Below are 26,034 nucleotides of genomic sequence, written 5' to 3' on the forward strand. Positions count from 1 at the left end.
TGATCGACGGCACTTTCAGAGACCGTCCTGGTTGACCCTGTCACGGCCGGACCGCGTGACGATCGCCTCGCTGTCGCGCATAGTCGGACAGAACGGATCGAAGGACGCGAATCATGAGCGTGAAGGGCGCAACGCCCGCATCATCGGTGATCTTTCCCGGCCTGGCGGTCGCGCTCGTCGCGATCGTCACGGCGACGCATTATGACTTCACGCCTTCGGCCGCCGGCGTGGTCTTCGCCGCGGTGCTGCTGGTAATCCTGTTCGGCACGGTGTTCGCGGCCGTGCATCACGCCGAGGTCATCGCGCATGAGCTCGGCGAGCCGTTCGGTACACTGCTCCTGACCCTGGCGGTGACGGTGATCGAGGTGGCGCTGATCGCCACCATCATGCTCGGCGACAAGGCTGCGCCCGCGCTGGCCCGCGACACCGTGTTCGCGGTCGTCATGATCGTGTGCAACGGCCTGGCCGGCATCTGCATCTTCATCGGCGGCCTGCGCTATCGCGAGCAGGACGTGCTGGTCTCCGGTGCCAATCTGTATCTCAGCGTACTGTTCACGATGGCAACCATCACACTGGTGCTGCCGAATTATACCTTGACGTCGCCTGGTCCGGTGTATTCTGCCGTGCAGATCGCCTTCGTCAGCGTCGTGACGATCCTGCTCTACGCGGTGTTCCTGTATACGCAGACCACCCGCCATCGAGACTATTTCGTCGGCGGCTCGGCTGGGTTCGCCGATGACGATGTCCGGCTGCCGCGTGCGAAGCTGTTGCTCAGTGTCGGGCTGCTGCTGGTCGCACTGCTCGCTGTGGTCCTGCTTGCCAAGAAGTTCTCGCTGGTGGTCGACGCCGGCGTTGCCGCAACGGGTGCGCCGCAGGCGGTCGCAGGCGTGCTCGTGGCGCTGTTGATCCTGCTGCCGGAGAGTATCGCCGCCCTCTCGGCCGCCCGCGCCAACGACCTTCAGAAGAGCATCAATCTCGCGCTTGGCTCCTCGCTCGCCACCATAGGGCTGACCATCCCGGCAGTGGCGGTCGCCGCCCATGTGCTCGACAAGCAGCTCGTCCTCGGGCTGGACCCGCAGGGAATAGTGCTGCTGGTCCTGACCTTCGTTCTGAGCATGCTGACCTTCGGCACGGGACGGACGAACATCCTGTTCGGGCTGGTGCACATGGTGGTGTTCGCGATATTCCTGTTTCTGCTCTTCGTCCCCTGATTCAAGAGATCCCCGATGCTCAGCGCCCAGTCCGACGTCCAGGTCGATACGCCCGAAGTCCGCGTCACGGAGTGGCGGCTATTGCCCGGCAGTGCCACGGGGCGCCACGTTCATGAGATGGATTACGTGATCGTGCCGGTCACCGCGGGCGAGATGACGATCGTGGCGCCGTCCGGCGAGCGCTCGAAGGCGCAGCTCGCGGTCGGCAAATCCTATTTCCGCAAAGCCGGTGTCGAACACGATGTACTGAATGAGACCGGCTCCGAGATCGTTTTCCTCGAGGTTGAATTGAAGCCGTAACCATTTGTTTACCGGGATGCCGCTGATTGTGGTATCTTGAGCCGGCGATCCGGAAGCAGTTGGCAGCGCCCATACGATCTTGGATTGCAGCACGGCTTCGGTCTCAAAGGGCTTCAGGAGAACGACTTTTCGGCGGTTGCGCCTGCAGGGATCGCAGGTTGCGGGCTCCGGAAGGTACTGGGATGGTCCCTTAATTGTGCCTCAAAGTTCCCGCAAATACCGCGCGGGAGTGGTCAGCATGCTGAAATATCTCACAAAGTTCGCCATGGAGATCGTCCCGTCGGTGGTTGCCACCATCATCGGGGCCTACATCGTCAACCACTACATCAATACCAAGCCCGACTCGCCGCCATCGACCGTGGCGGCGGTGGCGTCGGCTGCCTACGCCAAGCTCACCGGCTCAAAGAGCGACGCTCCGAAATCCACGGGCAAGGGGACCGACCCCGCCAAGCTGGAAGCGAAGGCCGATCCCAAGTCCGACGCCAAGCCGGCGGAAACGTCGACGGAGGTCTCCAGCATTCCCGCTCCTGGCATCAAGGCCAAGGGGGTCTCGGAGAAGTCGCTCGCCGACAAGGCTGCGGAGAAGGCCGTCGAAGTGAAGCCGACCGAAACAGCGAGCCTCCCGACCGATGTGCAGGCCGCGCGCCATCCCGGGTCGCCGCGGGAAAAGCTGATTGCGCGCGGTACTCCGGCCGAGGCCCCGGCGGCCCAGCAGGACGATCGCCGGGATGCTGCTGATCTCGCCCGCGCGGCGATCGAGCGGTTGCGCGCGAGCGAAGGTGCCGGCAAGACGGCTGCCGAGAAGCCGTCGAGCGATGCAGCCCGGGGCGCTGGCGAGACCCCGCGCATCGCGACCGTCGCGCCACAGGTGTCGCCGGTCCGTCCGCTGCCGCCTCCCGTGACGGTCTCTGCGCCACCGGCCGAGCAGGGCTTTGCCTTGCCGTCGGCCTCGAGCCCGACCTACACGGGATCATTGCAGCCGGACGGGCGCCCGACCCCGCCGGCGGAGATCCCTGTCCAGCAGTTGCGTCCGCTCGACCTGCGCGCCGACAAGACTGATCCATCGATCAAGGACCAGATGTCCAGCGTGGCGCAGGACATGATGTCGGCGGCGAAATCGGTGTTCCACTCAGTGCTGCCGAAATAGCCGGTCGAATCGTTCGCGGACGTGATCGAGGCGGTGGGCCTGGCCGGTCTGCCGCTTTTTCTTTGGAGTGGCGAGCTCTGCAGCGATGCGAGGGGCGGGCGCAGCAACCCGGATTGAATCCGGTCGCCGGATGGCCAGAGGCGCAAAATCAAAAAGGAGCGTCCAAAACAAAAACGCGAGCCAAAGGCCCGCGCTTCAGACGACGTCAGATTGAAGTGGCCAGATCAGCGCGGCGCGCCGGGACGGGCACCTGCGCCCGGACCACGACCAGCACCACGGTCACCGCCGGGGCCAGCGCCGAACACCGGCTTCGGCTTCATCGGCAGCAGGCCTTCACGCTGCAACTTCTTGCGGGCCAGCTTGCGCGCACGGCGCACGGCTTCGGCCTTCTCGCGGGCTTTCTTCTCGGACGGCTTCTCGTAATGGCCGCGAAGCTTCATCTCGCGGAAAATGCCCTCACGCTGCATCTTCTTCTTGAGCGCCTTGAGGGCTTGATCGACATTGTTATCGCGAACGAGAACCTGCACGCGGCATCCTCTTTCTCAGTCTATCGGTTTGAAATCTGGTGAAGCCAGGGCTGGCAAATGCCCGCGCCCTTAACCTTGAGCGCGCCCGTGTATCAGAGGACACCGTCGCTGTCCACCCGCTGACGGGCTCTTGACCGCAAGTTTAACCTCGCCGGAGCGGTTTATTTCAGCCCTGCCTCGGCGGCAGTGGCGAGACCTGGGTCACATGCCCCATTTTGCGGCCCGGACGAGCGGCGCCCTTGCCGTAGAGATGCACGGTCGCGCCGGGAACCGTGAGCCACTGCTCGTAGCTGTCGATCTCGTCCCCGATCAGGTTCGTCATCGTGACGTGGCCGTGGCGCAGCGGCTTGCCAAGCGGCCAACCGGCGATCGCCCGGATGTGCTGTTCGAACTGGGAAATCGAGGCGCCATCGAGGGTCCAGTGGCCGGAATTATGCACCCGCGGGGCAATCTCGTTGACCAGGACGCCTGGAGTGGGACCATCCGATACCACGAACATCTCCACGGCCAGCACCCCGACGTAATCGAGGGCGGTGGCGATCCGGCTCGCAATGTCCCTGGCCTCGTCGGCGAGCGCATCCGGGATGCGCGCCGGCGCCCGCGACACCTTCAGGATGTGATCGCGATGCTCGTTCTCGGTGACGTCGAAGCACTCGACCTGTCCATCGGCCGCTCGGGCCGCCACGACCGAGATCTCGCGCTCGAACGGAACGAACGCCTCAAGGATCGCCGACTTGGTGCCGAGTTCGGCCCAGATCCGCTCGAGATCGTCACCCGGGCGGATCTTGATCTGGCCCTTGCCGTCATAGCCGAACCGACGCGTCTTCAGCACGGCCGGCAAGCCGATCCGGAACGCGGCTTCGCGCAAGGTGGCGACCGAGGACACGTCGGCATAGGTCGCGGTGCTGATGCCCAGCGAGGTGACGAAATCCTTCTCGGTGAGGCGATCCTGAGTCGTCTCGAGCGCCGAGCGGCGCGGCAGCACCGGGCGCCTCGCCGCCAGCACCATGGCCGCGGCCGAGGGGACGTTTTCGAACTCGTAGGTGACGACGTCGACGTCATTGGCGAACAGCTCGAGCGCCTCGACGTCGGCATATTCGGCGCAGGTTGCGTTCAGCACCACGTCGAAGGCGGGGGAGTCCGGGTCCGGCGAGAACACCTGGCAGCGCAGCCCGAGCCGCGCCGCAGCAAGCGCCAGCATGCGGCCGAGCTGGCCGCCGCCGAGAATACCGATGGTGTCGCCGGGCTTGAGCTTCACCCGATTGGAGTCGGTCACGCCGTGCCCTCCGGACGTTCGGCGATCGCATTAGTCTGCGCCTGGCGCCAGGCCGACAGACGGCCGGCGAGCGCGGGATCGGAGAGAGCGAGCACGCTCGCCGCCAGCAGCGCTGCGTTGATGGCGCCGGATTTGCCGATGGCGAGCGTTCCCACCGGAATTCCGGCCGGCATCTGGACGATGGAATACAGCGAATCGACCCCCGACAGCGCCTTCGACTCGACGGGAACGCCGAACACGGGCAGCTCTGTCAGCGAGGCCGTCATGCCCGGTAGATGGGCGGCGCCGCCTGCACCGGCGATGACGACCTTGTAGCCGGCCGCCTTGGCGCCCTTGGCAAAGGCATACAGTCGGTCCGGGGTGCGGTGCGCCGAGATGATACGGGCGTCGTAGCTCACGCCCAACGCTCCGAGTGTGTCGGCGGCATGGCGCATGGTATCCCAGTCCGACTGGCTTCCCATGATAATGGCGATCGGGGCGGTCATAACCTCAAATCTTCTCGGGAATCCATCAGCATGGGCCGGAGTATAGGATCGGTCCCGACAGCGGCAAGCCATGGCATGGAGGCCCGAATGGACTATCCTGTCTTGGTTAAGCCCGGCAAGCCCAAACGACGGCGCGGCAGGTGTCCGATGAAAAAGAAGCGCATGGCGGCCGCGTGGCGGGCCGGGAAGCGAAGAACCCGATACCGTCATCGGGTTCTTCGGGGCGCGCGCTCTCATGAACCCGGTTCCGCACCGGCGGGCACGCGGCAGACGATCCGACGCCTGAAGGCCGAGCTGAGGGCAGCGCAGGCGCGGATCGCCGAGCTCACGGCCTCCGCCGAGCGCGATTTCCTGCTCGACATCTTCAATCGTCGCGGCTTCGCCCGCGAGCTCCATCGCTCCATCGCGTTCATCAAGCGTTACGATGCGACCGGTGCCCTGGTCGTGCTCGACGTCGATCGGTTGAAACCCATCAATGACACCTTCGGCCATGCGGCCGGTGACGAGGTCCTGAAGGCGGTTGCGCGTGTCCTCGGCGAGCGGGTCCGATCCTCCGACGTGATCGGTCGGCTCGGCGGCGACGAGTTCGGCGTGCTGCTTTGGCACCTCAGCGCGACGGAGGCGCATGCCAAGGCGGCGGAGCTGGAGCAGGCCATCGACAGCCTGACCTTCACCTTCGGCGATCAGACCGTGCGTGCCGGCGCGTCGGCCGGGGTTGCCCTTCTCGACAAGCGCGTCAACCCAGTACGTGCGTTGGAGGAAGCCGACCGCGCGATGTACATGCGCAAGGCCCAGCGAAGGTACGAGAGCCCCGCGTAACGAACGACCCTGCCGGGCGACAAGCGGTGGCGCTCGCCGGCCATCCGCGCCGATGACCGAGCTGGCGGAACACGGCGCTCACAACTCGCCGAGATCGTCAGGCAACTCGCCGAACTTGTGCAGCAGCCGGGCGTCGCTGAATTCCCCCTTCAATGGATCGCCGCTGCGGCTGAAGGCAATGGCGCCGATATTGTCTGATAAGCGCGACATGGCCTCCGCGCGACGCAGCGCGGCCGACGAGCTCTGGCATTCCTCAGCCGTTCCCGCGACCAGCATGCCACCCTCGTCCCGCCTGAACGGCATCGCGACGTAGTAGGTGATATCGGGCATTGCACGCTCCTCCTGACCTCTCGCCGAAGCTCCGAGCGAGTGCATGGCTCATCGCCTGGAGAGCCTCAAAGACCGTCGGGCTCAGGCCGCATCGCTCTGCGCGGCGTCCGAGGCGGTGTTGGGCATGCAGCCGCAGGAGATCGCGGCCCGCAGCTCCTGCAGCTCCAGCTCGAGATACTCGTTCGCCATGATCAGCGCCTTGATCGTGGAGCGCAGATTGCCGTCGCACATCGCGATGGCTTGGTCACATGCCTGTTCGTAGAGGCGATCCTGTGGGGAGAAGGAGGCGGGCATCACAACCATCCTTGTTGTTGTCCGGGGACTACGAGGGATGGTCTAATTGTTCCCTTTTTGTTCTCCTTGTCAAGGCGCTTCGGCAAATCCTGCATCGCCTGTGGGCATACGGTCAGCCGTGCTGACGCTTCGCTTTCAGGCGATGATGTCGGGCGTGATCTGGTCTTCGATGAAGGCGATCCGATCGCGTAGCAGAAGCTTCCGCTTCTTCAGTCGTTGCAGCCGCAACAAATCGGGGGCGGGCGATTGATGCAAAGCGTCGATCGCCGCGTCGAGGTCGCGGTGCTCCTGCTGCAGGCGCGCGAGTTCGGCCTGCAGTTCGCGCTCGTCTTGGTCAGCCATGATCTATGATAGCAAAAAAGCGGAAGGAAGTGGAAAGCCTTGCGAAGGCGGGCGCAAATATTGCGCCTGCGAAGCTGATAAGCAAGTCGCACCCCTCAAGATCCGTGCAGCTGTCCCGTGAATTTCAGGTTGGCGCCGGCGTTAGATTCGCCCGGATCAGCTCACGCTTCGTTACACACGGCGCTCAAATTTGCATGTGCGGTCTTTTGGCCCCATCGACAGGTCAAGCGACTAGTGTACACTCATTAGCCCTGGTCGAATCTCAGGTTCACCTACCGAGGAGGTTTCGAATGGCTATTCAGGCGCATCTCGTTGAACTGGAGCGTAAGCATAAAGTTCTTGAAAACGAATTGCATCAAGCTCTCCTGCATCCATCGACGGACGACCTGCGAATTGCCGAACTGAAGCGACGCAAACTGATGGTGAAGGATGAGATCGAGCGCTTGAGACAGGTAACCAGCGAAACACTTCACTGACATGTGACCATCATCCGCCGTATCATCTGATCGCAAGACCGTGCGCCTGGGATGGCGACGAGTCCATCCCAGACGCAACTTCAATCGCATTAGTTGCGATACACGACTTAGTTTCGATACGCGACGACGCGAACGCATCTGCCTGCGTTGTCTCCCAGCGTGTCTATCGCGACAGGCTGTTCATCGCGATATCGAGGGTCTTCAGCTCGAAGCGAGATCGCCGACGTGAGCCGCGATCGCGAGCGATGACGTCAATCCAGGCGATTCGATTCCGAACAGATTGATGAGTCCGGGCACGCCGTGATCGCGCGGGCCCTGAATGACGAAATCCTGCGACGCCACGGCCGGCGGTACGATCTTCGGCCTGATGCCGGAATAGCTCGGCATCAGCGCCCCATCCGGCAGCGACGGCCAGTATTTGCGGATCGCCGGGTAGAAGCGCTCGGCGCGCGCCGGATCGACCGTGTAGTCGATCCGGTCGATCCACTCGACGTCGGGGCCGAATCTGGCCTGGCCTGCCATGTCGAGCGTGAGGTGAACGCCGAGCCCGCCCGGTTCCGGCACCGGGTAGATGAGCCGGCTGAACGGTGCCCGGGCGCTGCAGCTGAAATAGTTGCCCTTGGCGAGATAGGTCGTCGGCACCAGCGGCGACGGCATGCCGTCGATCCGCCGGGCCACCGCGGGCGCGTCGAGGCCGGCAGCGTTCACCAGCAGCCGGCAGCTCAGCGTCATCGGCTGCGCGCCGCCCGCGTCGACCTCGATTGATTCTCCGGCTGCCTTGGCCCGCAGCAGCGGCGTGTGGAAGGCGAAGGCGCCGCCGGCGTCCTCGATCTCGCCGCGCAGCGACAGCATGAAGGCATGGCTGTCGATGATGCCGGTCGACGGCGACATTAGGGCCGCCTCGCAGGCCAGGGCCGGCTCCAGCGCCAGCGCTTCGGATCCAGCCAGCAGCCGCATTCCTTCGACGCCGTTGGCTTCGGCGTGCGCGCGGATGCCCTGCAGCTTCTCGGTCTCGGCCGGATTGGTTGCAACGATCAGTTTGCCGCAATTGCGGTAGGGCACGCCATGCTCGTCGCAATAGCGGTAAAGCATGCGCTTGCCGGCCACGCAGAAGCGGGCCATCAGGCTCCCGGCCTTGTAGTAGATGCCGGCGTGGATCACTTCGCTGTTGCGAGACGAAGTGACGGTGCCGATGCCCTCGGCCGCCTCGAGAACGATGACCTCGCGTCCGGCGCGGGCCAGCTGTCGTGCGACGGCAAGTCCGACGACGCCGGCGCCCACGACGACGCAATCCACTCTATCCATGCGCGGTCCTGAGACGATTCGGAGAAATCATGGCTTGCTGCAACCCCTGGTGGGTGGAGCCTCGGTCCGGAGTGCGCACGCCCTTAGCAAACCGTTCATCATAGGGAGGCCATTGACCAAATTTGCTTCGTCTTTTTCGAAGTTTGCCGAACCCGTTTACCCGATCCCAATAGGTGAAGCCAGATACTGTCGCCGAATACCGCGGGTGATTGATGGCTGGCAAGAATTGGCAGGCGAGCGACCGAAACGCGTTTTCTGCGTGCGTCGTTGCGGCCTCGATGGCCGCCATGGCAGCGTGGGCGGCTGCGCCGACGCGCGCCTGGGCTGCGTCGTCCGATTTCTCGCCCTCCGGCTACCTGGGCACCATCGAGCCGGACGTGCTCTGGGAAGTGTTGATCGCCGGGGTCGTCGTCTGCGCCTTCCTCGCCTCGGTCGTGATCTGGATCCATTCGGCCTTGCGGCGCGCCAAGCGGGCACAACTGCGGCGTAATGTTTTCATCAGCTCCGCGCTCAACAATCTGAGCCAGGGATTGATGCTGACGGACGCCGCCAACCGCGTCGTCTTCTACAACCATCGCTTCCTCGAAATCTACGGCATGAGCCGGGCCGACATTCCGCCCGGTTGCACCGGCCGGGATCTGGTCGAGTTGCGGCGGCAGCGCGGCCTGCTCAATCTGACGGTCGAAGACTATGCGCGCCAGGCGCGGGAGCCGGACGGGTGCCTGACCGAGCTGCCCGGCGGACGTGTGGTGCGAGCCCAGATATTCCGTCTTCCGACCGGCGGATCGATCGGCATCCACGAAGACTGCACGGTGCAGTGCCGGCTGGAGCGCGAGCTCGCCTCGACCAAGCAGTTCCTGGAATCGGTGGTCGATCAGGTTCCCGTCTGCGTCGCCGCCAAGAACATCGACGACGGCCGCTACATCTTCGCCAACCGAGCATTCGAGCAGTTCTCTCGGATGCCGCGGGATCAGATCATCGGACGGCGCCCAAGCGACCTCTTCGGCGACGCGACCGCGGCCGACATCGCGGCTGCCGACCGCGAAGCGATGCTGGCGCCCGGCACCACCTATTGCAGCGAGCTGGTCGTTCAACGCGGCAACGACAAGCGCATCCTCGAAGCCCATCGGGTCGTTGCACGCAACGACAAGAACGAGCCGCAGTTCCTCATCGCGCTGTTCGACGATGCCACGGAGCGGCGATCGCTGAGCCGCGAGCTGGAGAACAGCAAGAAGTTCCTGGAGCTGGTCGTCGACAACATTCCGGTCTCGCTCATCGTCGAGAGCGTCAGCGACGGCCGCTATCTGCTCGCCAACCGCAGCGCTGAGATCATCCTCAACCGCAAGCGCGAGGATGCCACGGGCCTGACCGCCGCCGACATCTTCAATCCGCGCGAGGCCAGACTGATCATGGCGCGCGACGAAGCCGCCATCAAGAAGCGCAGCCTTCTGACCGAGGAACATCCGATCTCGACCAAAGACGGTCTGCGGCTGTTCCTGACCCGACGGGCAACCGTGCTGGGCGAGACCGGCGAGCCGCAATATCTGATCAAGACCTATGAGGACGTCACCGACCGGCGCCAGACCGAATCGCGGATGGCGCACATGGCCTATCACGACGGCCTGACCGATCTGCCTAACCGCGCCGCGTTCCTGCAGGCCTTGAGCCAGATGATCGAGGCCTGCGCGGACACGGATGAGGAGTTCGCGGTCCTGAACGTCGATCTCAAGGGCCTGAAGGACGTCAACGACGTCTTCGGCCACGCCATCGGCGACAAGCTGTTGATCGAGGTCGCCCGCCGCGTCCATGCCGTTGCCCGGGGCGGGGTGGTCGCGCGTCTCTCCGGCGATGAGTTCGGGCTGATCATCGACGGCAAGCAACCGGAGATGGGCAGGGCGCTGGCCGAGCAGTTGGCGGCGGCGATCGCGGTGGACTTCCAGATCGACGGCAAGTCGATTCGCACAGCGCTGACGACGGGCATCTCGGTGTTCCCGCACAATGGTTCGGATCCGGCGTCGCTGCTCGCCAATGCGGGTGCCGCTCTGTTCCGCGCCAAGGCCAAATCGCGCGGCAGCATCACCTTCTACGAGCCTGAAATGGATCAGCAGATCCGCGACCGCCGCGTTCTGCATCAGGAGCTGTCTGTCGCGATCAAGCATGGCGAACTTTCGCTGTACTTCCAGCCGCAGGCCGCCTCCGGCCGCACGGTCGACGCCAGCGAGATCATCGGCTTCGAGGCGCTGGCGCGCTGGCAGCACCCGGTCCGCGGCTTCGTGCCGCCGAGCGACTTTATTCCGCTCGCGGAAGAGAGCGGCCTCATCGTCGAGATGGGCGAGTGGATCCTGCGCGAGGCCTGCCGCGAGGCGGCGTCGTGGCCGAAGCCGCTGCAGGTCGCGGTCAACCTGTCTCCGGCCCAGTTCGTTCATGGCGACCTTGTCGCACTGGTCCATTCGATCCTGCTCGAGACGGGGCTCGCGCCCGGCAGGCTCGAGCTCGAAATCACCGAGGGTGTGCTGATCGAGGATTTCGATCGTGGTGTCGCGCTGCTGCGCCGGCTGAAGGCGCTCGGCGTTCGCGTCTCGATGGACGATTTCGGCAGCGGCTACTCGTCGCTGAGCTACCTGCAGGCCTTCCCGTTCGACAAGATCAAGATCGACCGCGCCTTCGTCATGAATATCGGCCGCAACCCGCAATCGGCGGCGATCATTCGTGCGGTCATCGGTCTGGGTCACGGCATGAACATGTCGATCGTGGCGGAAGGCGTCGAGACGCCCGAGCAGCTCGGCTTCCTCGCCGAGCAGGGCTGCGACTCGGTTCAGGGCTATCTGCTCGGCAAGCCCCTGCCGATCGACAAATACGACGGCATCGTCGGTCGCGCTCACGACGACGACGACGCGTCCGTTCGCAAGACCGGCTGACCGGGCACTCGTGGTCAGAGGCCGTTGCGCAACAGCGCGAATTTATCCGCGCGCATGACAGCTAAGCCGCTACGAGAATCATCTCCGCCGGTCTACGATCGTTCGTCCTGGCACGCTCGAAGACCTTGCGTATGGCGGACTACGATCTTGCGATCATCGGCGGAGGTCTGAACGGCGTCAGCCTGGCGCGTGATGCGGCTGGCCGCGGTCTGCGCGTGCTCCTTGTCGAGCAGGGCGATCTCGGCGGCGGCGCCTCGTCGGCCACGTCGCGGCTGGTGCATGGGGATCTCGCAGCGCTGGAGCGCCGCAGCTTTCTGCGCGTGCGCCGCGCGCTCGCCGAGCGCGACGTCTGGCTCACGGTCGCGCCGCATCTGGTCCGACCGATCCGCTTTGCTATTCCAGCTCACGCCAATGAGCGGCCGCCATGGCAACTGCGCGCAGGACTCTGGCTCTACGACCGCCTCGCTGCGCGCAACCGGCTGCCGTCAGCGTCGGCGCTCGACGTCACGCATCATCCGATCGGAGATGCCCTGAAGCGTCCGATCGGGACGGCATTCGACTATTCCGATTGCGTGGTCGACGATTCCCGCCTGGTGGTCCTGACCGCGATGGATGCTGCCGAGCGCGGCGCGTCGATCCGCACCGGCGCCCGCTGCGTGCGGGCCGACCGCGACCATATATGGCGTCTCGCCATCATCGACCGCGGCTATCGACGCATCGTCACCTCGCGCGCGCTCGCCAACGCCACCGGCGCGTGGAGCGTCTCGACGGCGGAGACCGTGCTGCGTCAGCCGCCGCCGCGGGTCACCGCGCGGCAGGTCAGCCAGATCATCGTGCCGCGGCTGTTCGATGTCGAAGCGGTCTACGTGTTTCAGAATTCGGATGGACGGCTGATCTTTGCCCAGCCCTACGAGCAGGATTTCACCCTGATCGGCACGGTGGTCCACGGCTTCAAGGGCGACCCAGCCGTGGTGGCGGTGCCGGCGGCAGACGTGGCCTATCTCTGCAAGGCGGCGAACCGCTATTTCCGCTCGGACATCCAGCCTGCGGACGTGGTCCGGAGCGTGGCCGGCGCCAACATGATGGTGCTGCGCGCCGCCGACAGCGGGCGGCTGGAAACGGTCGTGAGCCTCGATGCTGGCCGCGCCAAGGCGCCGCTCCTGACCATGTGCGGCGGCGACGTCACGACAGCCCGGCACCGGGCCGAGCAGGCGGTCTCCCGCCTCGCGCGCTTTTATCCGATGTCGCCACGCTGGACTGCGAGAGCGCCGCTTCCGGGTGGCGACTTCGCCTGGGACCGGTTCGAGGATCTCGTCGATGACGCACGGGAGCGCTGGCGCTTTCTCAGCGAAGCCGAGGCCCGGCGGCTGCTCGGCGCCTACGGCACCCGGCTGGCGGAGATCCTTGGCGAGGCGAGGTGCCGGGCCGATCTCGGGCAGGCGTTCGGGCCGCAGCTGACCGAGGCGGAGGTCCGCTACCTCATGGCGCGCGAATGGGCGCGGTTTCCCGACGACGTGCTGTGGCGGCGGACCAAGCTGGGTCTGACGCTTCCCGCTGCCGAACGCGATGCGCTCGCTGCGTTCATGACCACTGCGGCCTGTGGCCGGGGCACGCCGCAGGCCGTTGACGCGAGCGGGGATAGTCCGGCCCGCGCGGTTGAGCTGCAATCCGTGGGCGGCTAGCTTGCCGACCGGTCGGCCGTTGTGGCCGGGCAGGGTGATTTGATCGGGACATGGCTGACGACATCGCAAACCCAGCGCCTGCCGGAGAGCCGGCAGCATCACCAGCGCCGGAACCGCGTCCCGATGCTCAGCCGCCGATCCTGCGGATCGAGAACCTCGTCAAGACATTCGGCAGCTTCCGCGCCGTCGACGGCGTCTCGCTCGACATCCGCGCCGGCGAGTTCTTCGCGCTGCTCGGCCCCAGCGGCTGCGGCAAGACGACCTTGCTGCGCATGCTGGCCGGCTTCGAGACGCCGGATGAAGGGCGCATCCTGCTTTCGGGCGAGGACATCGCGCAGGTGCTGCCGCATCAGCGGCCCGTCAACATGATGTTCCAGAACTACGCGCTGTTCCCGCATCTGAACGTGCGCGACAACATCGCCTTCGGCCTGAAGCGCGCCGGCATGCCGCGCGCCGAGATCGCCACGCGCGTTGCCGAGATGGTGGCGCTGGTGCGGCTCGAAGGGCTGGAGAAGCGCAAGCCGGATCAGCTCTCGGGCGGGCAGAAGCAGCGCGTCGCCCTGGCGCGCTCACTGGCGCGCCGGCCGCAGGTGCTGCTGCTCGACGAGCCGATGGCTGCGCTCGACAAGAAGCTGCGCGAGAGCACGCAGGTCGAGCTGATGGAGCTGCAGCACAAGCTCGGCATGACCTTCATCATCGTCACCCACGACCAGGAGGAGGCGATGACGGTGGCGAGCCGGATCGGGGTGATGAACGCGGGAAGGCTCGAGCAGGTCGCGGTCCCCCGACGTCTGTATGAGGAGCCCGCGTCGCGGTGGGTCGCGGAGTTCGTCGGCGACATCAATCTGTTCGAGGGCGAGGTGACCGCGCGGGAGCCGCTCCGGCTCAGGGTCGTGACCCACACTGCGGGTGAGCTGGTCGTGGCGCAGCCGATGGCTCCGATCAGCGAGAGCAAGGTCGCGGTCGCGATCCGTCCGGAGAAGATCCGCCTCGCGCTCCGTCGACCGGCCGGCGATGCTGCTGCGATCAATTGTGTCGAGGGCGCCATCACCGATGCGAGCTATCTCGGTGGCAGGACCGTCTACAAGATCAAGCTCGACGGCGGCGCCGTGCTTCACGCTGCGCAGGCCAACACCGCCCGGCTCGATGCCGACGGCTATGGCCTGAACCAGCGCGTGGTGGCCTGGTTCACGCCCGACGATTGCCTGGTGCTGGAGCGATGAGCGCGCGCCGCATCTTCTCGCGCCCGGCCCGCTTTGCGGCGATCGCGCCTTACATCTGGATGGTGCTGTTCTTCCTGGTGCCGTTCGCCTTCGTCGCCAAGATCAGCCTGTCGCAGACTGCGATCGCGCAGCCCCCCTATACGCCGGTGTTCTCGCTGGCTGATGGTTTGTCGTCGCTCCGCGACGCCTTTGCGGCGCTGTCGCTCGACAATTTCCGTCTGCTGCTGTCTGACGATCTGTATCTTTCATCCTATCTGCGCAGCGTCGTCGTCGCGGCGACGTCGACCGCGATCCTGCTCTTGATCGGCTACCCCATCGCCTATGGCATGGCGCGGCTCCCCAGGCGCTGGCAGGGCATCGCGATGATGCTGGTGATCGTGCCGTTCTGGACCTCGTTCCTGATCCGCATCTACGCCTGGGTCAACATCCTGCAGCATGACGGCCTCCTGAACCAGATCCTGCTCGCGCTGCATCTGGTGTCCACGCCGGTGGTGTGGCTGTCGACCGACAGCGCGATGTATGTCGGCATCGTCTATTCCTATCTGCCGTTCATGATCCTGCCGCTGTTCGCGACGCTGACCAAGCTGGAGCCGGCCTTGGAAGAAGCCGCCGCCGATCTCGGCGCCTCGCCGCGCGAGATCTTCTGGCTGGTGACGTTTCCGCTGTCGCTGCCCGGCGTCGGCGCGGGCGCGCTGCTGTGCTTCATCCCGGTGGTCGGCGAGTTCGTCATTCCCGATCTGCTCGCCGGGTCGAAATCGCTGATGATCGGCCAGACGCTCTGGCTCGAATTCTTCACCAACAAGGATTGGCCGGTGGCCTCCAGCATCGCCGTGGTCCTCTTGGTCGTGCTGCTGCTGCCGCTTCTGCTCTACGACCGGCTGCAGCGCCGGCAGTTGGAGGAGAGCAGGTGATGGATGGCGCACAGCAAGGCACGCTCTCTCGCTCCCCTCCCCCTTGCGGAGAGGGGTTGGGGGTGGGGGTCCGCATTGGCGGTCTTTGCTGGGTGCCCCCCTCCCTGACCCTCCCCCACAAGGGGGGAGGGAACGGAGAGGGTTTCACTGGGATTGAGGGAGGAGGAGATCGTGCCTAATCCCTCCCGCCTGTCGCGCTTCAACGTCGCGTCGCTGACGCTTGGACTCGCGTTTCTTTACCTCCCGATCCTGATCCTGGCGATCTACTCGTTCAACGCCTCCCGCCTGGTCACGGTGTGGGGCGGCTGGTCGCTGCGCTGGTATCACGAGTTCTTCAGCGATCGCGCCATGATCGATGCGGCCTGGATGAGCCTGCGCGTCGGCGCCACCGCGGCCACCGCGGCGACGGTGCTCGGCACGCTGGCCGCGGTGGCGCTGTCGCGTGGCCAGGGATTTCGCGGCCGCATGCTGTTCTCCGGCATGTTGTATGCGCCGCTGGTGATGCCCGAGGTGATCACCGGCCTGTCGCTGCTGCTGCTGTTCGTGGCGCTGGACGCCGAGCGCGGCTTCTGGACGGTGACGGTCGCCCACACCACCCTCACGATGTGCTTCGTCGCGGTGGTCGTGCAGTCGCGGCTGGTCTCGCTCGACCGCAGCCTGGAGGAAGCCGCGATGGATCTCGGCTGCGATCCGCTGCACGCGTTCGTGATGGTGACATTGCCGCTGATCGCGCCGGCGGTGGTCGCGGGCTGGATGTTGGCCTTCACGCTGTCGCTCGACGATCTCGTGATCGCGAGCTTTACCACCGGCCCCGGTTCGGCGACGCTGCCGATTCGGATCTATTCCGAGGTTCGGCTCGGGGTGAAGCCGGAGATCAATGCGATCTGCACGCTGGTGATCGGGCTGATTGCCGTGGTGATCATCATCGCGTCGCTGGCCTCGAAGCTGTCGAGTGATCGCGGCGAGAGCGCAGCTCCGCTATAATGACGGAGAATGCTGAGACAGCATTGATCAACGCAAGAACAGCCGCAAGGCGGCGGTGACGACCGCGCGATGGATCGTGCCGCGGTCGACCGATGGCGGATCGACGCAGCAAGCCGGATCGCTCTGTCTGCCGAGCTCGGTACTCTCCGGCAGGAAGACGTAGTGCCCGGCGTCGTCGGCGACGATCTCGAATGCGCTACCGCTCAGTCGCTCATGCAGCCAGCGTGAGGCCGGCAGCAGCGCATCGGCGCCGCCGACCATGATGCGCGTCGGGACGTTGATCGCGGCGATGCTGTCCTCGGAGAAGCCCTGCACCGAGCGCCCCGGCGCCAGTAGCAGCGCCGCCTTGATGCGGGGATCGCGATAGGATGCGGACATGCGCGCCCAGGAGTCGCGGAAGATTGAGCTCTTCTCCATCAGCCGCGGCAGATGATCGACGAGATCGGGAAACTCGCGAGGGCCGCGGCCGTGATTGGCGCCTGGCTCGAACGGCGAGCGGATCATGATGGCGCCGAGCAGGGCGGTGGCCGTGACGCCGCCGAGCGAATAGCCGACGGCGTAGATGCGGCCGAGGTTGATGCGGCCTTCGAAATCGGGATGGGCGACGATGTGGTCGATCAGCAAGGACACGTCGCGCGGGCGTTCCCATGAGCAGAGGAAGCCCTCTGCTCGGTACGGCTCGGCATTGCTGTTGCCATGATGATTGACGGCGACCGCGACAAAGCCGCGGCTTGCCAGCTCGCGCGCCAGCCATTCGGACTGCAGGCCGTTGCAGCCGGTGCCGTGAGAGTACACGACGAGAGGACAGGCGCCCGCGCTTGCAGCGAGCGGCGCATTCAAAGCCGCTGGTCCCGCTTTGAACCAGCCCTGCGGCCATGGTGCGATAGGGAGCGCCGTTTCCACGGCGCCGTTGGCGGCTGGATACCAAGCGAACCAGTCGATCGGGCGCGGCCCGTCGCCATCCCAGTTCGGCCGCGAAGCGTCCTCGAACCGTCCCTGACGAAATCCGACCCTCATCGCTCCGTCACGACTTCACGGCGCCGGCGGTGAGGCCGCCCACCATGTAGCGCTTGAAGGCGTAATAGACCGCCGCCGGCGGCAACGCGTAGATGAAGCCGGTGGTCATCAGGAGCTCCCACGGCGAATCGTCGGCGGCCAGGAAGTTGCCGAGCGCCACGGGCAGCGTGATATCCTTGTCGTTCGAAAGCAGCAGGAACGCGTAGAGGTATTCGTTCCAGGCCAGCAGCACCGCATACGTTCCGATCGCGACCAGCGACGGCATCATCAGCGGTACATAGACGAGGCGGAAGATCTGCAGCGGGCTGGCGCCGTCCATGACGGCAGCCTCGTCCAGCTCGACCGGCAGCTTGTCGGAGGCCTGCTTCAGCACCCAGATCGCGTAGGGCGAGGCAATCGTCACCATCGCCAGGATCAGCGACCAGTCGTTGTTGAGCAGGCCGTATTTGCCCATGGTGCGATACATCGGTACCGCGAGGAACGCGGCGGGGATGAAATAGGTGAACAGCGCGAGGTTCATCACCACCCGGCTGCCAGGCACGCGCAGGCGCGAGATGGCATAGGCCGCACAGGTCGCAATGATCAGTGTCAGCGCGCCCACGGCCATGGCGATCACGACCGAGTTGCCGAACTGGACCCAGAAATCGCGCAGGAAGTAATGCTGCTGGTGGAACACGATCGAGAAATTGTGCAGCGTCGGATGGTCCGGCCACAGCTTGCCCGAGAACGCGTCCTCCTTCGGCGAGATCGCGAACAGGAACATGTGGTAGATCGGGATCATCGTCCAGATGAAGACGGGAATGCCGATCAGCAGCAGCCGGGCCTCGGTGCCGACTTCGCGGAGGGTGGGGAGCTTCATCGCGACAACCGCTTCATCATGAAATAGACCAGGGGCAGCACCAGCGGCATCGCGCAGACGATCGAGGCCATGGCGAGGCTGAGCTGATCGAGCCGGAGATAGCGGATGCCGAGCGTCGCCAGCACGTGGGTGAGATCGGCCGGACCGCCGCCGGTCAGGAGATAGACGCTGTTGAAGTCTCCGAGCGTCCAGATCATCGAGAGCAGCGTGCAGGTGATGTAGAGCGTCTGCATCGACGGCCAGGTGATGTAGCGGAACTTCTGCCACCAGGTGGCGCCGTCGACCTCGGCCGCCTCGAACAAATCGTGCGAAATCGCCAGCCGCCCGGTCATCAGGATCAAGGTCCAGAACGGCAGCGACTTCCAGATGTGCATGCCGATCGCCATCGACAGCGCGACCGTCGGGTCGTTCAGCCAGTTCGGGCCATCTTCGCCGGTGAACTTGAAGATCAGCTGGTTCACCACGCCCCATTCGGGATTGAGCATGAAGCGCACCGACAGGATGGTCGGGATCGAAGGCACCGCCCAGGGCAGGATGAAGATGACCGACAGCCATTTGATCCAGCCGCGCTGCTGCACGAAGAAGCCGGACAGGAACAGCGCGATCACCATCTTCAGATTGATGCCGACCAGGAGGAAGATCAGCGTGTTGACGGCGGCGCGCGCGAAGATGGGGTCGTTGTACAGCGCGACGTAGCTGGCCGGCTCGCGGGCGAGCCACAGGCCGTAGCCGACGGGATAGACGACGAAGGCAAGGAAGACGAGCAAATAGGGGGCAAGCATGACGATGCCCCATACCTGTGACGGTGTCAGCAGCACCGGGCGCGGCGCTTCCGCGAGCGCGGAATCGGAAGCTGAGAGCGTGATCGCCATGGTCGTCTGTTCCCGCCTATTACCGAACCGGCCGCAGACACTGCGGCCGGCACTTGTTGTCGTTGTCAGGATCTCAAGCTAGTGCCTCGCGAGGCGAGAGACTAGCCGGCGACCTCCTTCAGCCGCGCGATCAGCTCGTCGACGGCCTTTTCGACCGGCACCTTCTCGCTGACCACGCGGTTCATCGCCTTGGCCCAGACGTTCTCATTGTTGAGGATCGTGAACTTGTAGTTCTTGGTGAAGTCGAACGGCGTGGTGCCGCCGGTGAACTGGGTGTACACGGCCTTGCGATGGCGGTCGGCCTGCCAGAACGGGCTCTTCTGGCCTGCGGTCGTCACCGGGAACCAGCGGCCCAGCGCGCCCTCGATGTAGGGGCCGAGGTTCTCCTCCTGCATCAGGAACTTGATGAATTCCTTGGCCTGCGCCTTGTGAGGAGCATTGGCGAAGATCAGGCCGGTCTTGACGTCGGAGCGGTACTTGATCGGCGTGCCGTCCGGCTTGTTGGGGAAGGACGCGGTGATGATGTCCTCCTCATAGGCCTTCTTGCCGGCCGCGCGCTGCTCGGGCGTCAGCGCCGGGTTGGTGGAGTCCTCGAACCACTTGGCCGCGATCGAGATCGTGAAATTGTGGGTCATCACGATCGTCTTGTTGTGGAACGCGACGTTGTTGTCCGGATCCTTCCAGGTCGTGGACGAGGGCGGCGTGCAGCCCTTGATGTAGGTGTCGGTATAATCCTTCATCGCCTTGACGAGGCCGTCGCGCACCTTGGGGTCGTCGACCAGCAGCTTGCCGTCGTCGTCGACCAGCTTGACGTTGTAGGCGTCCATGAAGGTGTAGAACGACTGGAACGAGTCGGTGGATTCCACGCCCATCGGCTGACCGACGCCATACATGCGCTGGCCGGTGGCCTTGCGGACCGCCGGCTGCACCTTGTCGCACCAGAACGTCCAGTAGTCTTCCCACTTGGTGGGGATGTCGCTCTGCTTGAAGCCGGCCTTGCTCAGCAGGTCGCCCCAGATCTGGACGTGCATGCTCTGCTGCTTCAGCGGGAAGCCGTAATAGGCTTTCTTCTTGGTGACGTTGTTGTAGAGGTAGGCGGTCTCGAGCGTGTTCGGAGCGAACGCCGACTTCATCGGCTCCAGGATGTCGGTGAGATCCTCGAGCTTGCCTTCGTAGGCCCACTTGCCCTGGGCCTGAACGTCGTAGGTGTCGGCGTAGGCCACGTCGGGCACGGTGCCCGAATCGAGCGCGGCGACCGTCTTCGGAATCATGTCCTGGATCGCGTATTGCGACAGCTCGACCTTGATGCCGGTCTTGGCCTCGAACTTCTTGACGACGTTGAGCAGCGCATCGTCCTCGGACTTGTAGAAGCCCTTGCTCCACCAGATCGTGATGGTGTCCTGAGCGATGGCTGGTGCTGCAGCGCAAAAAAGCCCGGCGGCTGCGACTGCGATTGAAAGCGCACCCATTCCCCTGGATTTCACGTGTCTCTCCCTGATCCGCCGATCTTGCTTGATCGGTTGTGGCGGGACACTAGCCCAGGGACCCGACGTGATCCAGAAGTAATATATCAGACATAGGTCGTGGCGGCGGCCGTGTATCGGCACGCGAAGCAAGCCGCGTTGGTCAGTTCTGCTTGGTGGGAGTGTCGCCTGTCGGAGCGTCAGCCTGCGGCACGTTGTCCGGCTGGGCCGGGCGCAATCCGCCGCCGGTGAATCGTTCCAGCACCGAGCGCACCGCATCCCTCGTCTTGCGGTCCTTGACCGCATCGAGCAGAGGGGCGGCGGCCGGGGCGCGGCGGATCAGGCTTTCCGGATCGGGAAAGATCAGCGGATCTTCCCAGGGGCCCTGGACGACGAAAGGCAGCTCGAAGCCGTTGCTGCCATTGCCTGACGACAGCAGGCTCGCGACGCCCTTGAAATCGTATTCCCGTGTCGGCACCGAGGCCGTGCCGGTCATGGTGATGCGCGCGGTCGGGCTCTCGACGCGGATGTCCTCGGCGGTCGCGATGCCCTCGGAGAATTTGACCGCGATCGTCAGCGAGTCGTAAGGCGTCGAACCGGAGCGGAAATTGCCGCCGCGCGACAGCGGGCTGCGCTCGAGGCGCTTCAGGAGCTGCTCGACGTTGAAGCCGGAGATCGCGCCATCGCGGCCCTGCAGGTTGGCGCTGCCATCGAGCGACTGGGCGAGCCCAAACGGGCTCGAGCCCGAAGCCGTCAGCGAGACGTTGAGATTGCCGCGTCCCGACAGCGACGACACGCCGAACATCTCGTTGGCGCAGGCCTGCAGATCGACGTCGTTGAATTGCAGCTCGGCCTTCACGTCGGCCACGGTGTCGGCACGGGCGATCCCAAACGAGCCGCGCACGATGCCGCCATACATCTGCGCCTCGCCGACCGAGAGGGCGAGTACGCCGTTGCGCAGGTTGGCGCCGAACGCCGTGCGTCCGATTTTCGAGGAGCCGACCGTGACCTTTGCGGCCGATAGCCGCATGTCGAGGTCGGTGGTGGACAAGGCCTTGAGGTCGAAGAGCTGCCGATTCCAGTCGCGGGCCCCATTGGCCAGCAGCCGGATCGTCGAGATGTAGGGGGTGAAGTCGAGCGCGTCGGCCGCCAGCGTCGCCTGCAGCGTCTGCCGGCCGTTATTGGCGTAGGTCATGACGCCCTCGGCGGTGTTGCCGTCGAGCTCGACATTGACATTGGTGAGTGCGATCGAGGCGCCGACCACGTTGGCGCGCGCACGCAAGGCGAAGCGCCCGAAGCCGCCGCCGCCGAGCGGCGTCTGCCCCGTCCAGCGCAGCGCGTCGCGAAGCGACGGGCTGTCCACCGTCAGCGTACCTTCCATCAGCGCGCTGGTGCGATTCGCGACCGTGCCGTCAAAGGCGACCTTCAGCGGCGGGCTGGCGAGCCGCATCTTCAAGCCGGACCGGTCTCCCGACAGCGCAGCCAGGAAGTCGCTGACGCTGATGGAGCCCTCGATGCGCTGACCGCGCCAATCGAACTGTCCGGTCGCCGCGAACGAGCGCGAGATCGACGGCCAGGCGAGCGACAGGTCGATATCGTCGAGCCGCTCGGAAGCATGATGGCCGGTGTCCTCGTAGACCAGGATGCCATCCTGGATGCGGATCTCGGAGAACGACATCTGGCTGTCGGGCCCCGGGCGCATCGTGCGCGCGATGGTCTCGATGAAGGGGGTCCAGTTGCTGTTGCCGTCGGCCTCGCGGCTGACGTTGATCTGCGGCCGCAGCATCATGACGTCGGCGATTTCGAACCGCTGCAACAGCAGCGGCAGCAATTGCAGATTGGCGGTCAGCACGTCGACGCGCAGAGCCGGATCCTCGGTGCCGCTGCCCTTCAGACCGACATCGTGGAACGAGACATAGCTGCCCGGAAACAAGGAGACGTCGATATGTCCCTTGACAACGAGCTCGAGCCCGGTCACGGCGCGGATCTGGCTCTCCACCGCCTGCCGCAATGCCTCGCGATTGACCAGCCAGGAGCTCGCCAGCAGGCCCACGAACGCGATGCCCAGCAGCACCGCGATCGGTGTGCCGAGGCGCCTCATTCCTTGGGCCATGGTCACGGACATGTCCTGGGATCGTCGGATCGCTGGTTACTCGGGATGGGCAGGGTGCGCCGAAAACCCCTGCCAACATCAACAACTTGATGCGCTTTCTTGACGCTTTCAAGGCCATGCCGCCGGTGTGGCCGGATTGCGGCGGAGCCCTGATATCCCGGACTCCGGATCGCCTCGGAGGCGCAGGCTGGTGCGACAGCTAAAGCAGGATGTGCGCCTTGGGAAGGCATCATTGACGCATTGCGAAGATTTCGCCTAATAATCCGGTCGATATCCGCGCGATCGCCGCTCTGCAGCAGGTCATTCCCGTATGAACAAGGTCTATCCGGACGCCAAATCCGCCCTTGCTGGCCTCCTCAAGGACGGCATGACCATCATGTCGGGTGGGTTTGGTCTTTGTGGCATCGCAGAAACCCTGTCCGACGCCATTCGCGAGTCCGGGGTGAAGGACCTCACCGTCATCTCCAACAATGCCGGGGTCGACGGCATCGGCCTCAGCCGGCTGCTGGAGACGCGGCAGATCAAGAAGATGATCTCGTCCTATGTCGGCGAGAATAAGCTGTTTGCCCAGCAATATCTGGCCGGCGAGCTGGAGCTCGAATTCTGCCCGCAGGGCACCCTGGCCGAGCGCATCCGCGCCGGCGGCGCCGGCATCCCGGCCTTCTTCACCAAGACCGGCGTCGGCACGCTGGTCGCGGAGGGCAAGGAGGTGCGGGAGTTCGACGGCGAGAAATATCTGATGGAGCGCGGCCTGTTTGCCGATCTGGCGATCGTGCACGCCTGGAAGGGCGACACCGCCGGCAACCTCGTCTACCGCAAGACTGCGCGCAACTTCAATCCGATGATGGCAACTGCGGCCAAGGTGACGGTCGCGGAGGTCGAGCATCTGCTGCCGGCCGGCCAGATCGATCCCGACCACATCCATACGCCCGGCATCTTCGTCAAACGCATCATCCAGGTCGGAACCGAACTGAAGCGCATCGAGCAGCGCACCGTGCGCAAACGTGAAGCCGCCGCTGCAGCCGGGGAGGAAGTCTGATGGCCTGGACGCGAGAGCAGATGGCGGCGCGCGCCGCCAAGGAGCTGCGGGACGGCTACTACGTCAATCTCGGCATCGGCATCCCAACGCTCGTCTCAAACTACATCCCGCCGGGCGTCGACGTGGCGCTGCAGAGCGAGAACGGCATGCTCGGCATGGGTCCGTTCCCCTATGAGGGCGAGGAGGATCCCGACCTCATCAATGCCGGCAAGCAGACCGTCACCGAGCTGCCGATCACCAGCTATTTCTCGTCAGCCGATTCCTTCGCCATGGTCCGCGGCGGCCACATCGACCTGTCGATCCTCGGCGCCATGCAAGTCGCCCAGAACGGTGACCTCGCCAACTGGATGATCCCTGGCAAGATGGTCAAGGGCATGGGCGGCGCGATGGATCTCGTCGCCGGCGTCAAGCGCGTCGTCGTGGTCATGGAGCATAGCGCCAAGGACGGTCCGAAGCTGCTCAAGCAGTGCACGCTGCCGCTGACCGGCGAGCGCGTCGTGGACATGGTGGTGACCGATCTGGCGGTGTTCACGATCGACAAGCACGGCAATGACGGCATGGCCCTGATCGAGCTCGCCGATGGCGTGACGCTCGACGAGGTCAAGGCCAAGACCGAAGCCGAGTTCCGGGTCGCGCTGAAGAATGCCTGAGGGCGCGACTACCAGCGCCGGCAGAGCATCTCCGCGACCTTGACGGCGAGCCGGCATGCCGCATGCTGCGCCCGGCTCGCAGCAGCGGGCGGCGCCGTCTCCGCCAACCCCTGAATGATCAGGCACGGCACACTGCGGCTGAGGCAGATCAGTCCCATCGCATAGGCCGTGTCATCCGTCGCAAGCGCGCCTGGAAACGCCGCCGAGATTTCGGCGTCGGTGCCGTCGCCATCGCACGTCACTGTCATTCCTTCGAAGAACACGTCGATGTCGTCCAGCATGCCATTTGCGGCCTCGTGCGCGAGGCGGCAAAGCTCGGGATCGGCCGGAATGATCATTCCGCTGTCATCGACCGAGGGCGGCTCGGCCATGCTGAGCGCGTCGCGCAGCTTGATCTGAATCCGGAATGGCGCGACCGAGGTGGCGATGACGAGATCGCCGGGGCCGGCGCCGACGAATCGCGGGCCGCGGGCCACTTGCGGGAGATTCGCTCCCAGGGCGTCGGCCCGTCCCGGCATGATCAGCCACTGCGCCCCATGCTCTTCGATCGCCACTGCGGCCGCGCTCGCCACCTCGGCGATCGATCGCCCGAGGCACACGACTGCATGGAAGCAGGAATGCCTGATGATGGCGCGCGCCGCGTTGCGCTGTTCGATCAGCGTGCCCGGGCCCATCGCCTGGACCAGGGCTTCGATATCCTCCGGCGTTTCGACCACGAAACCGATCGTGTTGGCTTTGGCATGGAGAAATCGCAGCGCGTCGAGCATCGCGTTGATGCTGGCCTTCTCACGACCGTCGAGCTGCTGCCACAGCGCTTCGAGCACGTCCAGGGAGGCCTCGATGTCGGCGCCGATCACGCCCTGGCCGAGCGGCCGGCCGGGTGTCTCGCAGCGATAGAGCTCTTCGAAGGCCTGCAGGACGGTCCTGCGGTCCTTCACCGCGCAGGCGCCTTGCAGGATGCGCGCGAGAACCTGGGCGCGCTTGCTGAGTTCGAGGGGAACGGCGAGCCAGGCAAAATCAGCCAGCTCGGCCGCCTGCTCGCTTGCGGCGCGCTGGAATTCGCCGACGACCTGACCGTAGTGCCAGCTCAATTGCCACGGCGTCACCTGCCGTCCGCGATACCTGCCGCGCTCGATGCGTTCGAGCGATTGCGCCTGCAACTCGTTGCGCAGGTCGGGATCTATTCCCGATGCGCGGGAATCCAGCACACGATAGGCGCGTGTTGCGATCGCCGGTCCGAACCATTCGTGCTCGAGGTCGCCGACCGAGAGACCGCTCGGCATGCGGATGTGGACGGTCCTACGAAACTGGTCGAGCTCGCGTCTTGCGACCTGGGCCGCGGTCACCGAAACCTGCTGTACCTCGCACAAACCGTCGACCACACTGGCCCAGTCCCAGAAGTCGTCGCCATAGAACGGAATGCGATATTGGCGGCTCGCGACGATCCGTGCGCAAACCCGTTCGATGGCGGGAGCCACGCGATCGAGAATATCGCTGCGCGCCAGCGCGCCGTCCGTGAGACATTGGTGCACGAGACGCGCCGCGCCCGCATTCACCACGTGCCAGTCCTTGGCGGCGAATTTAGGCGACGTCCGCAGATATTCGAGCGCGTCGATGAGGCAGCGTCCAGCCAGTGCGCTCGGCGAATCGTCGTCGAACCAGCTGGTGTTGCCGATCCCGTAACCATGCAGGTCGGACGTGAAGAAGACCGGCGGATGTCGAGAAATCACACTCGCCTCCTGGTCCGCTCATCGCGTCGCTCAACGGCAATTGTCTAACGTTTGCAACTCA

At 65.0% G+C, this 26,034-nt stretch carries 25 protein-coding genes; 12 read left to right on the plus strand and 13 right to left on the minus strand.

Annotated features, from left to right (window positions below; genetic code table 11):
* Positions 1-113 precede the first annotated feature (113 nt).
* The 3 genes from QX039_RS21755 to QX039_RS21765 all read left to right on the plus strand — a co-directional run bounded on the left by QX039_RS21755 (position 114) and on the right by QX039_RS21765 (position 2,658).
* Positions 114-1,211, plus strand: coding sequence for an ionic transporter y4hA (locus QX039_RS21755; RefSeq protein ID WP_315736339.1), 1,098 nt, complete (start codon positions 114-116; stop codon positions 1,209-1,211).
* Positions 1,212-1,226: 15 nt separating this feature from the next.
* The gene (locus QX039_RS21760; protein WP_315717559.1) at positions 1,227-1,511 is read left to right on the plus strand and encodes a cupin domain-containing protein; all 285 of its coding nucleotides are present in this window, start codon (positions 1,227-1,229) and stop codon (positions 1,509-1,511) included.
* 238 nt (positions 1,512-1,749) lie between these two features.
* Complete coding sequence (locus tag QX039_RS21765) at positions 1,750-2,658, plus strand: hypothetical protein (RefSeq protein ID WP_315736340.1); 909 nt, start codon at positions 1,750-1,752, stop codon at positions 2,656-2,658.
* A gap of 224 nt (positions 2,659-2,882) precedes the next feature.
* Here QX039_RS21765 and rpsU read toward each other — a convergent pair whose 3' ends face one another.
* From rpsU to purE, 3 genes are all read right to left on the minus strand, one after another.
* The gene (gene rpsU, locus QX039_RS21770) at positions 2,883-3,185 is read right to left on the minus strand and encodes a 30S ribosomal protein S21 (RefSeq protein WP_011924350.1); all 303 of its coding nucleotides are present in this window, start codon (positions 3,183-3,185) and stop codon (positions 2,883-2,885) included.
* A gap of 166 nt (positions 3,186-3,351) precedes the next feature.
* Positions 3,352-4,461 carry a 5-(carboxyamino)imidazole ribonucleotide synthase gene (locus QX039_RS21775; protein ID WP_315756070.1) on the minus strand — a complete coding sequence of 370 codons (1,110 nt, stop codon included), beginning with the start codon at positions 4,459-4,461 and terminating at the stop codon, positions 3,352-3,354.
* Positions 4,458-4,946, minus strand: a complete 489-nt coding sequence (purE, locus tag QX039_RS21780; RefSeq protein ID WP_315756071.1) for a 5-(carboxyamino)imidazole ribonucleotide mutase — start codon at positions 4,944-4,946, stop codon at positions 4,458-4,460. Before purE ends, QX039_RS21775 begins: the two co-directional genes overlap by 4 nt.
* Before the next feature lie 87 nt (positions 4,947-5,033).
* Here purE and QX039_RS21785 point away from each other — a divergent pair, with 87 nt between their 5' ends.
* On the plus strand, positions 5,034-5,765 hold the full coding sequence (locus tag QX039_RS21785; protein ID WP_315772338.1) for a GGDEF domain-containing protein: 732 nt from the start codon (positions 5,034-5,036) through the stop codon (positions 5,763-5,765).
* A gap of 78 nt (positions 5,766-5,843) precedes the next feature.
* Here the strand turns inward: QX039_RS21785 and QX039_RS21790 are convergent, their stop codons facing one another.
* The 3 genes from QX039_RS21790 to QX039_RS21800 all read right to left on the minus strand — a co-directional run bounded on the left by QX039_RS21790 (position 5,844) and on the right by QX039_RS21800 (position 6,731).
* Positions 5,844-6,095 carry a hypothetical protein gene (locus QX039_RS21790; RefSeq protein ID WP_315736344.1) on the minus strand — a complete coding sequence of 84 codons (252 nt, stop codon included), beginning with the start codon at positions 6,093-6,095 and terminating at the stop codon, positions 5,844-5,846.
* Between the two features lie 81 nt (positions 6,096-6,176).
* The gene (locus QX039_RS21795; protein ID WP_315736345.1) at positions 6,177-6,389 is read right to left on the minus strand and encodes a hypothetical protein; all 213 of its coding nucleotides are present in this window, start codon (positions 6,387-6,389) and stop codon (positions 6,177-6,179) included.
* Positions 6,390-6,524: 135 nt separating this feature from the next.
* The gene (locus QX039_RS21800) at positions 6,525-6,731 is read right to left on the minus strand and encodes a YdcH family protein (protein ID WP_009028242.1); all 207 of its coding nucleotides are present in this window, start codon (positions 6,729-6,731) and stop codon (positions 6,525-6,527) included.
* A 290-nt stretch (positions 6,732-7,021) separates the two neighbouring features.
* Between QX039_RS21800 and QX039_RS21805 the strand changes: the two genes are divergently transcribed.
* Positions 7,022-7,207: a YdcH family protein gene (locus tag QX039_RS21805; protein ID WP_315736346.1), complete on the plus strand. Its 186-nt coding sequence runs from the start codon at positions 7,022-7,024 to the stop codon at positions 7,205-7,207.
* Positions 7,208-7,408: 201 nt separating this feature from the next.
* Here the strand turns inward: QX039_RS21805 and QX039_RS21810 are convergent, their stop codons facing one another.
* A complete protein-coding gene (locus QX039_RS21810) occupies positions 7,409-8,512 on the minus strand; it encodes an NAD(P)/FAD-dependent oxidoreductase (protein ID WP_315736347.1) in 1,104 nt (367 codons plus the stop codon).
* A 212-nt stretch (positions 8,513-8,724) separates the two neighbouring features.
* On the opposite strand from QX039_RS21810, the gene QX039_RS21815 reads away from it, so the two are divergent.
* From QX039_RS21815 to QX039_RS21835, 5 genes are all read left to right on the plus strand, one after another.
* On the plus strand, positions 8,725-11,430 hold the full coding sequence (locus QX039_RS21815) for an EAL domain-containing protein (protein ID WP_315736348.1): 2,706 nt from the start codon (positions 8,725-8,727) through the stop codon (positions 11,428-11,430).
* 131 nt (positions 11,431-11,561) lie between these two features.
* A complete protein-coding gene (locus QX039_RS21820) occupies positions 11,562-13,112 on the plus strand; it encodes a glycerol-3-phosphate dehydrogenase (protein ID WP_315736349.1) in 1,551 nt (516 codons plus the stop codon).
* A 50-nt stretch (positions 13,113-13,162) separates the two neighbouring features.
* Positions 13,163-14,335: an ABC transporter ATP-binding protein gene (locus tag QX039_RS21825; protein WP_315736350.1), complete on the plus strand. Its 1,173-nt coding sequence runs from the start codon at positions 13,163-13,165 to the stop codon at positions 14,333-14,335.
* The gene (locus QX039_RS21830; protein ID WP_315736351.1) at positions 14,332-15,246 is read left to right on the plus strand and encodes an ABC transporter permease; all 915 of its coding nucleotides are present in this window, start codon (positions 14,332-14,334) and stop codon (positions 15,244-15,246) included. The genes QX039_RS21825 and QX039_RS21830 overlap by 4 nt, the downstream gene beginning before the upstream one ends.
* A 171-nt stretch (positions 15,247-15,417) precedes the next feature.
* Entirely contained in the window at positions 15,418-16,230 is an 813-nt protein-coding gene (locus QX039_RS21835) for an ABC transporter permease (RefSeq protein ID WP_315736352.1), read from the plus strand.
* A 27-nt stretch (positions 16,231-16,257) separates the two neighbouring features.
* Here the strand turns inward: QX039_RS21835 and QX039_RS21840 are convergent, their stop codons facing one another.
* The 5 genes from QX039_RS21840 to QX039_RS21860 all read right to left on the minus strand — a co-directional run bounded on the left by QX039_RS21840 (position 16,258) and on the right by QX039_RS21860 (position 22,554).
* Positions 16,258-17,247, minus strand: coding sequence for an alpha/beta hydrolase family protein (locus QX039_RS21840; RefSeq protein ID WP_315772340.1), 990 nt, complete (start codon positions 17,245-17,247; stop codon positions 16,258-16,260).
* A 7-nt stretch (positions 17,248-17,254) separates the two neighbouring features.
* Positions 17,255-18,106: a carbohydrate ABC transporter permease gene (locus tag QX039_RS21845; RefSeq protein ID WP_172109925.1), complete on the minus strand. Its 852-nt coding sequence runs from the start codon at positions 18,104-18,106 to the stop codon at positions 17,255-17,257.
* Positions 18,103-18,978 carry a sugar ABC transporter permease gene (locus QX039_RS21850; protein WP_315736354.1) on the minus strand — a complete coding sequence of 292 codons (876 nt, stop codon included), beginning with the start codon at positions 18,976-18,978 and terminating at the stop codon, positions 18,103-18,105. Before QX039_RS21850 ends, QX039_RS21845 begins: the two co-directional genes overlap by 4 nt.
* Positions 18,979-19,079: 101 nt before the next feature.
* Positions 19,080-20,462 carry an ABC transporter substrate-binding protein gene (locus QX039_RS21855; RefSeq protein ID WP_315717541.1) on the minus strand — a complete coding sequence of 461 codons (1,383 nt, stop codon included), beginning with the start codon at positions 20,460-20,462 and terminating at the stop codon, positions 19,080-19,082.
* A gap of 142 nt (positions 20,463-20,604) precedes the next feature.
* On the minus strand, positions 20,605-22,554 hold the full coding sequence (locus QX039_RS21860) for an AsmA family protein (RefSeq protein WP_315737042.1): 1,950 nt from the start codon (positions 22,552-22,554) through the stop codon (positions 20,605-20,607).
* Positions 22,555-22,864: 310 nt separating this feature from the next.
* Here QX039_RS21860 and QX039_RS21865 point away from each other — a divergent pair, with 310 nt between their 5' ends.
* Positions 22,865-23,593: a CoA transferase subunit A gene (locus QX039_RS21865; protein ID WP_315736355.1), complete on the plus strand. Its 729-nt coding sequence runs from the start codon at positions 22,865-22,867 to the stop codon at positions 23,591-23,593.
* Positions 23,593-24,243: a CoA transferase subunit B gene (locus QX039_RS21870; protein ID WP_315736356.1), complete on the plus strand. Its 651-nt coding sequence runs from the start codon at positions 23,593-23,595 to the stop codon at positions 24,241-24,243. The genes QX039_RS21865 and QX039_RS21870 overlap by 1 nt, the downstream gene beginning before the upstream one ends.
* Positions 24,244-24,251: 8 nt before the next feature.
* Here QX039_RS21870 and QX039_RS21875 read toward each other — a convergent pair whose 3' ends face one another.
* Complete coding sequence (locus QX039_RS21875; protein WP_315736357.1) at positions 24,252-25,973, minus strand: hypothetical protein; 1,722 nt, start codon at positions 25,971-25,973, stop codon at positions 24,252-24,254.
* Positions 25,974-26,034: the final 61 nt, after the last annotated feature.

This window comes from Bradyrhizobium sp. SZCCHNR1043 (assembly GCF_032489675.1).
Lineage (GTDB): Bacteria > Pseudomonadota > Alphaproteobacteria > Rhizobiales > Xanthobacteraceae > Bradyrhizobium.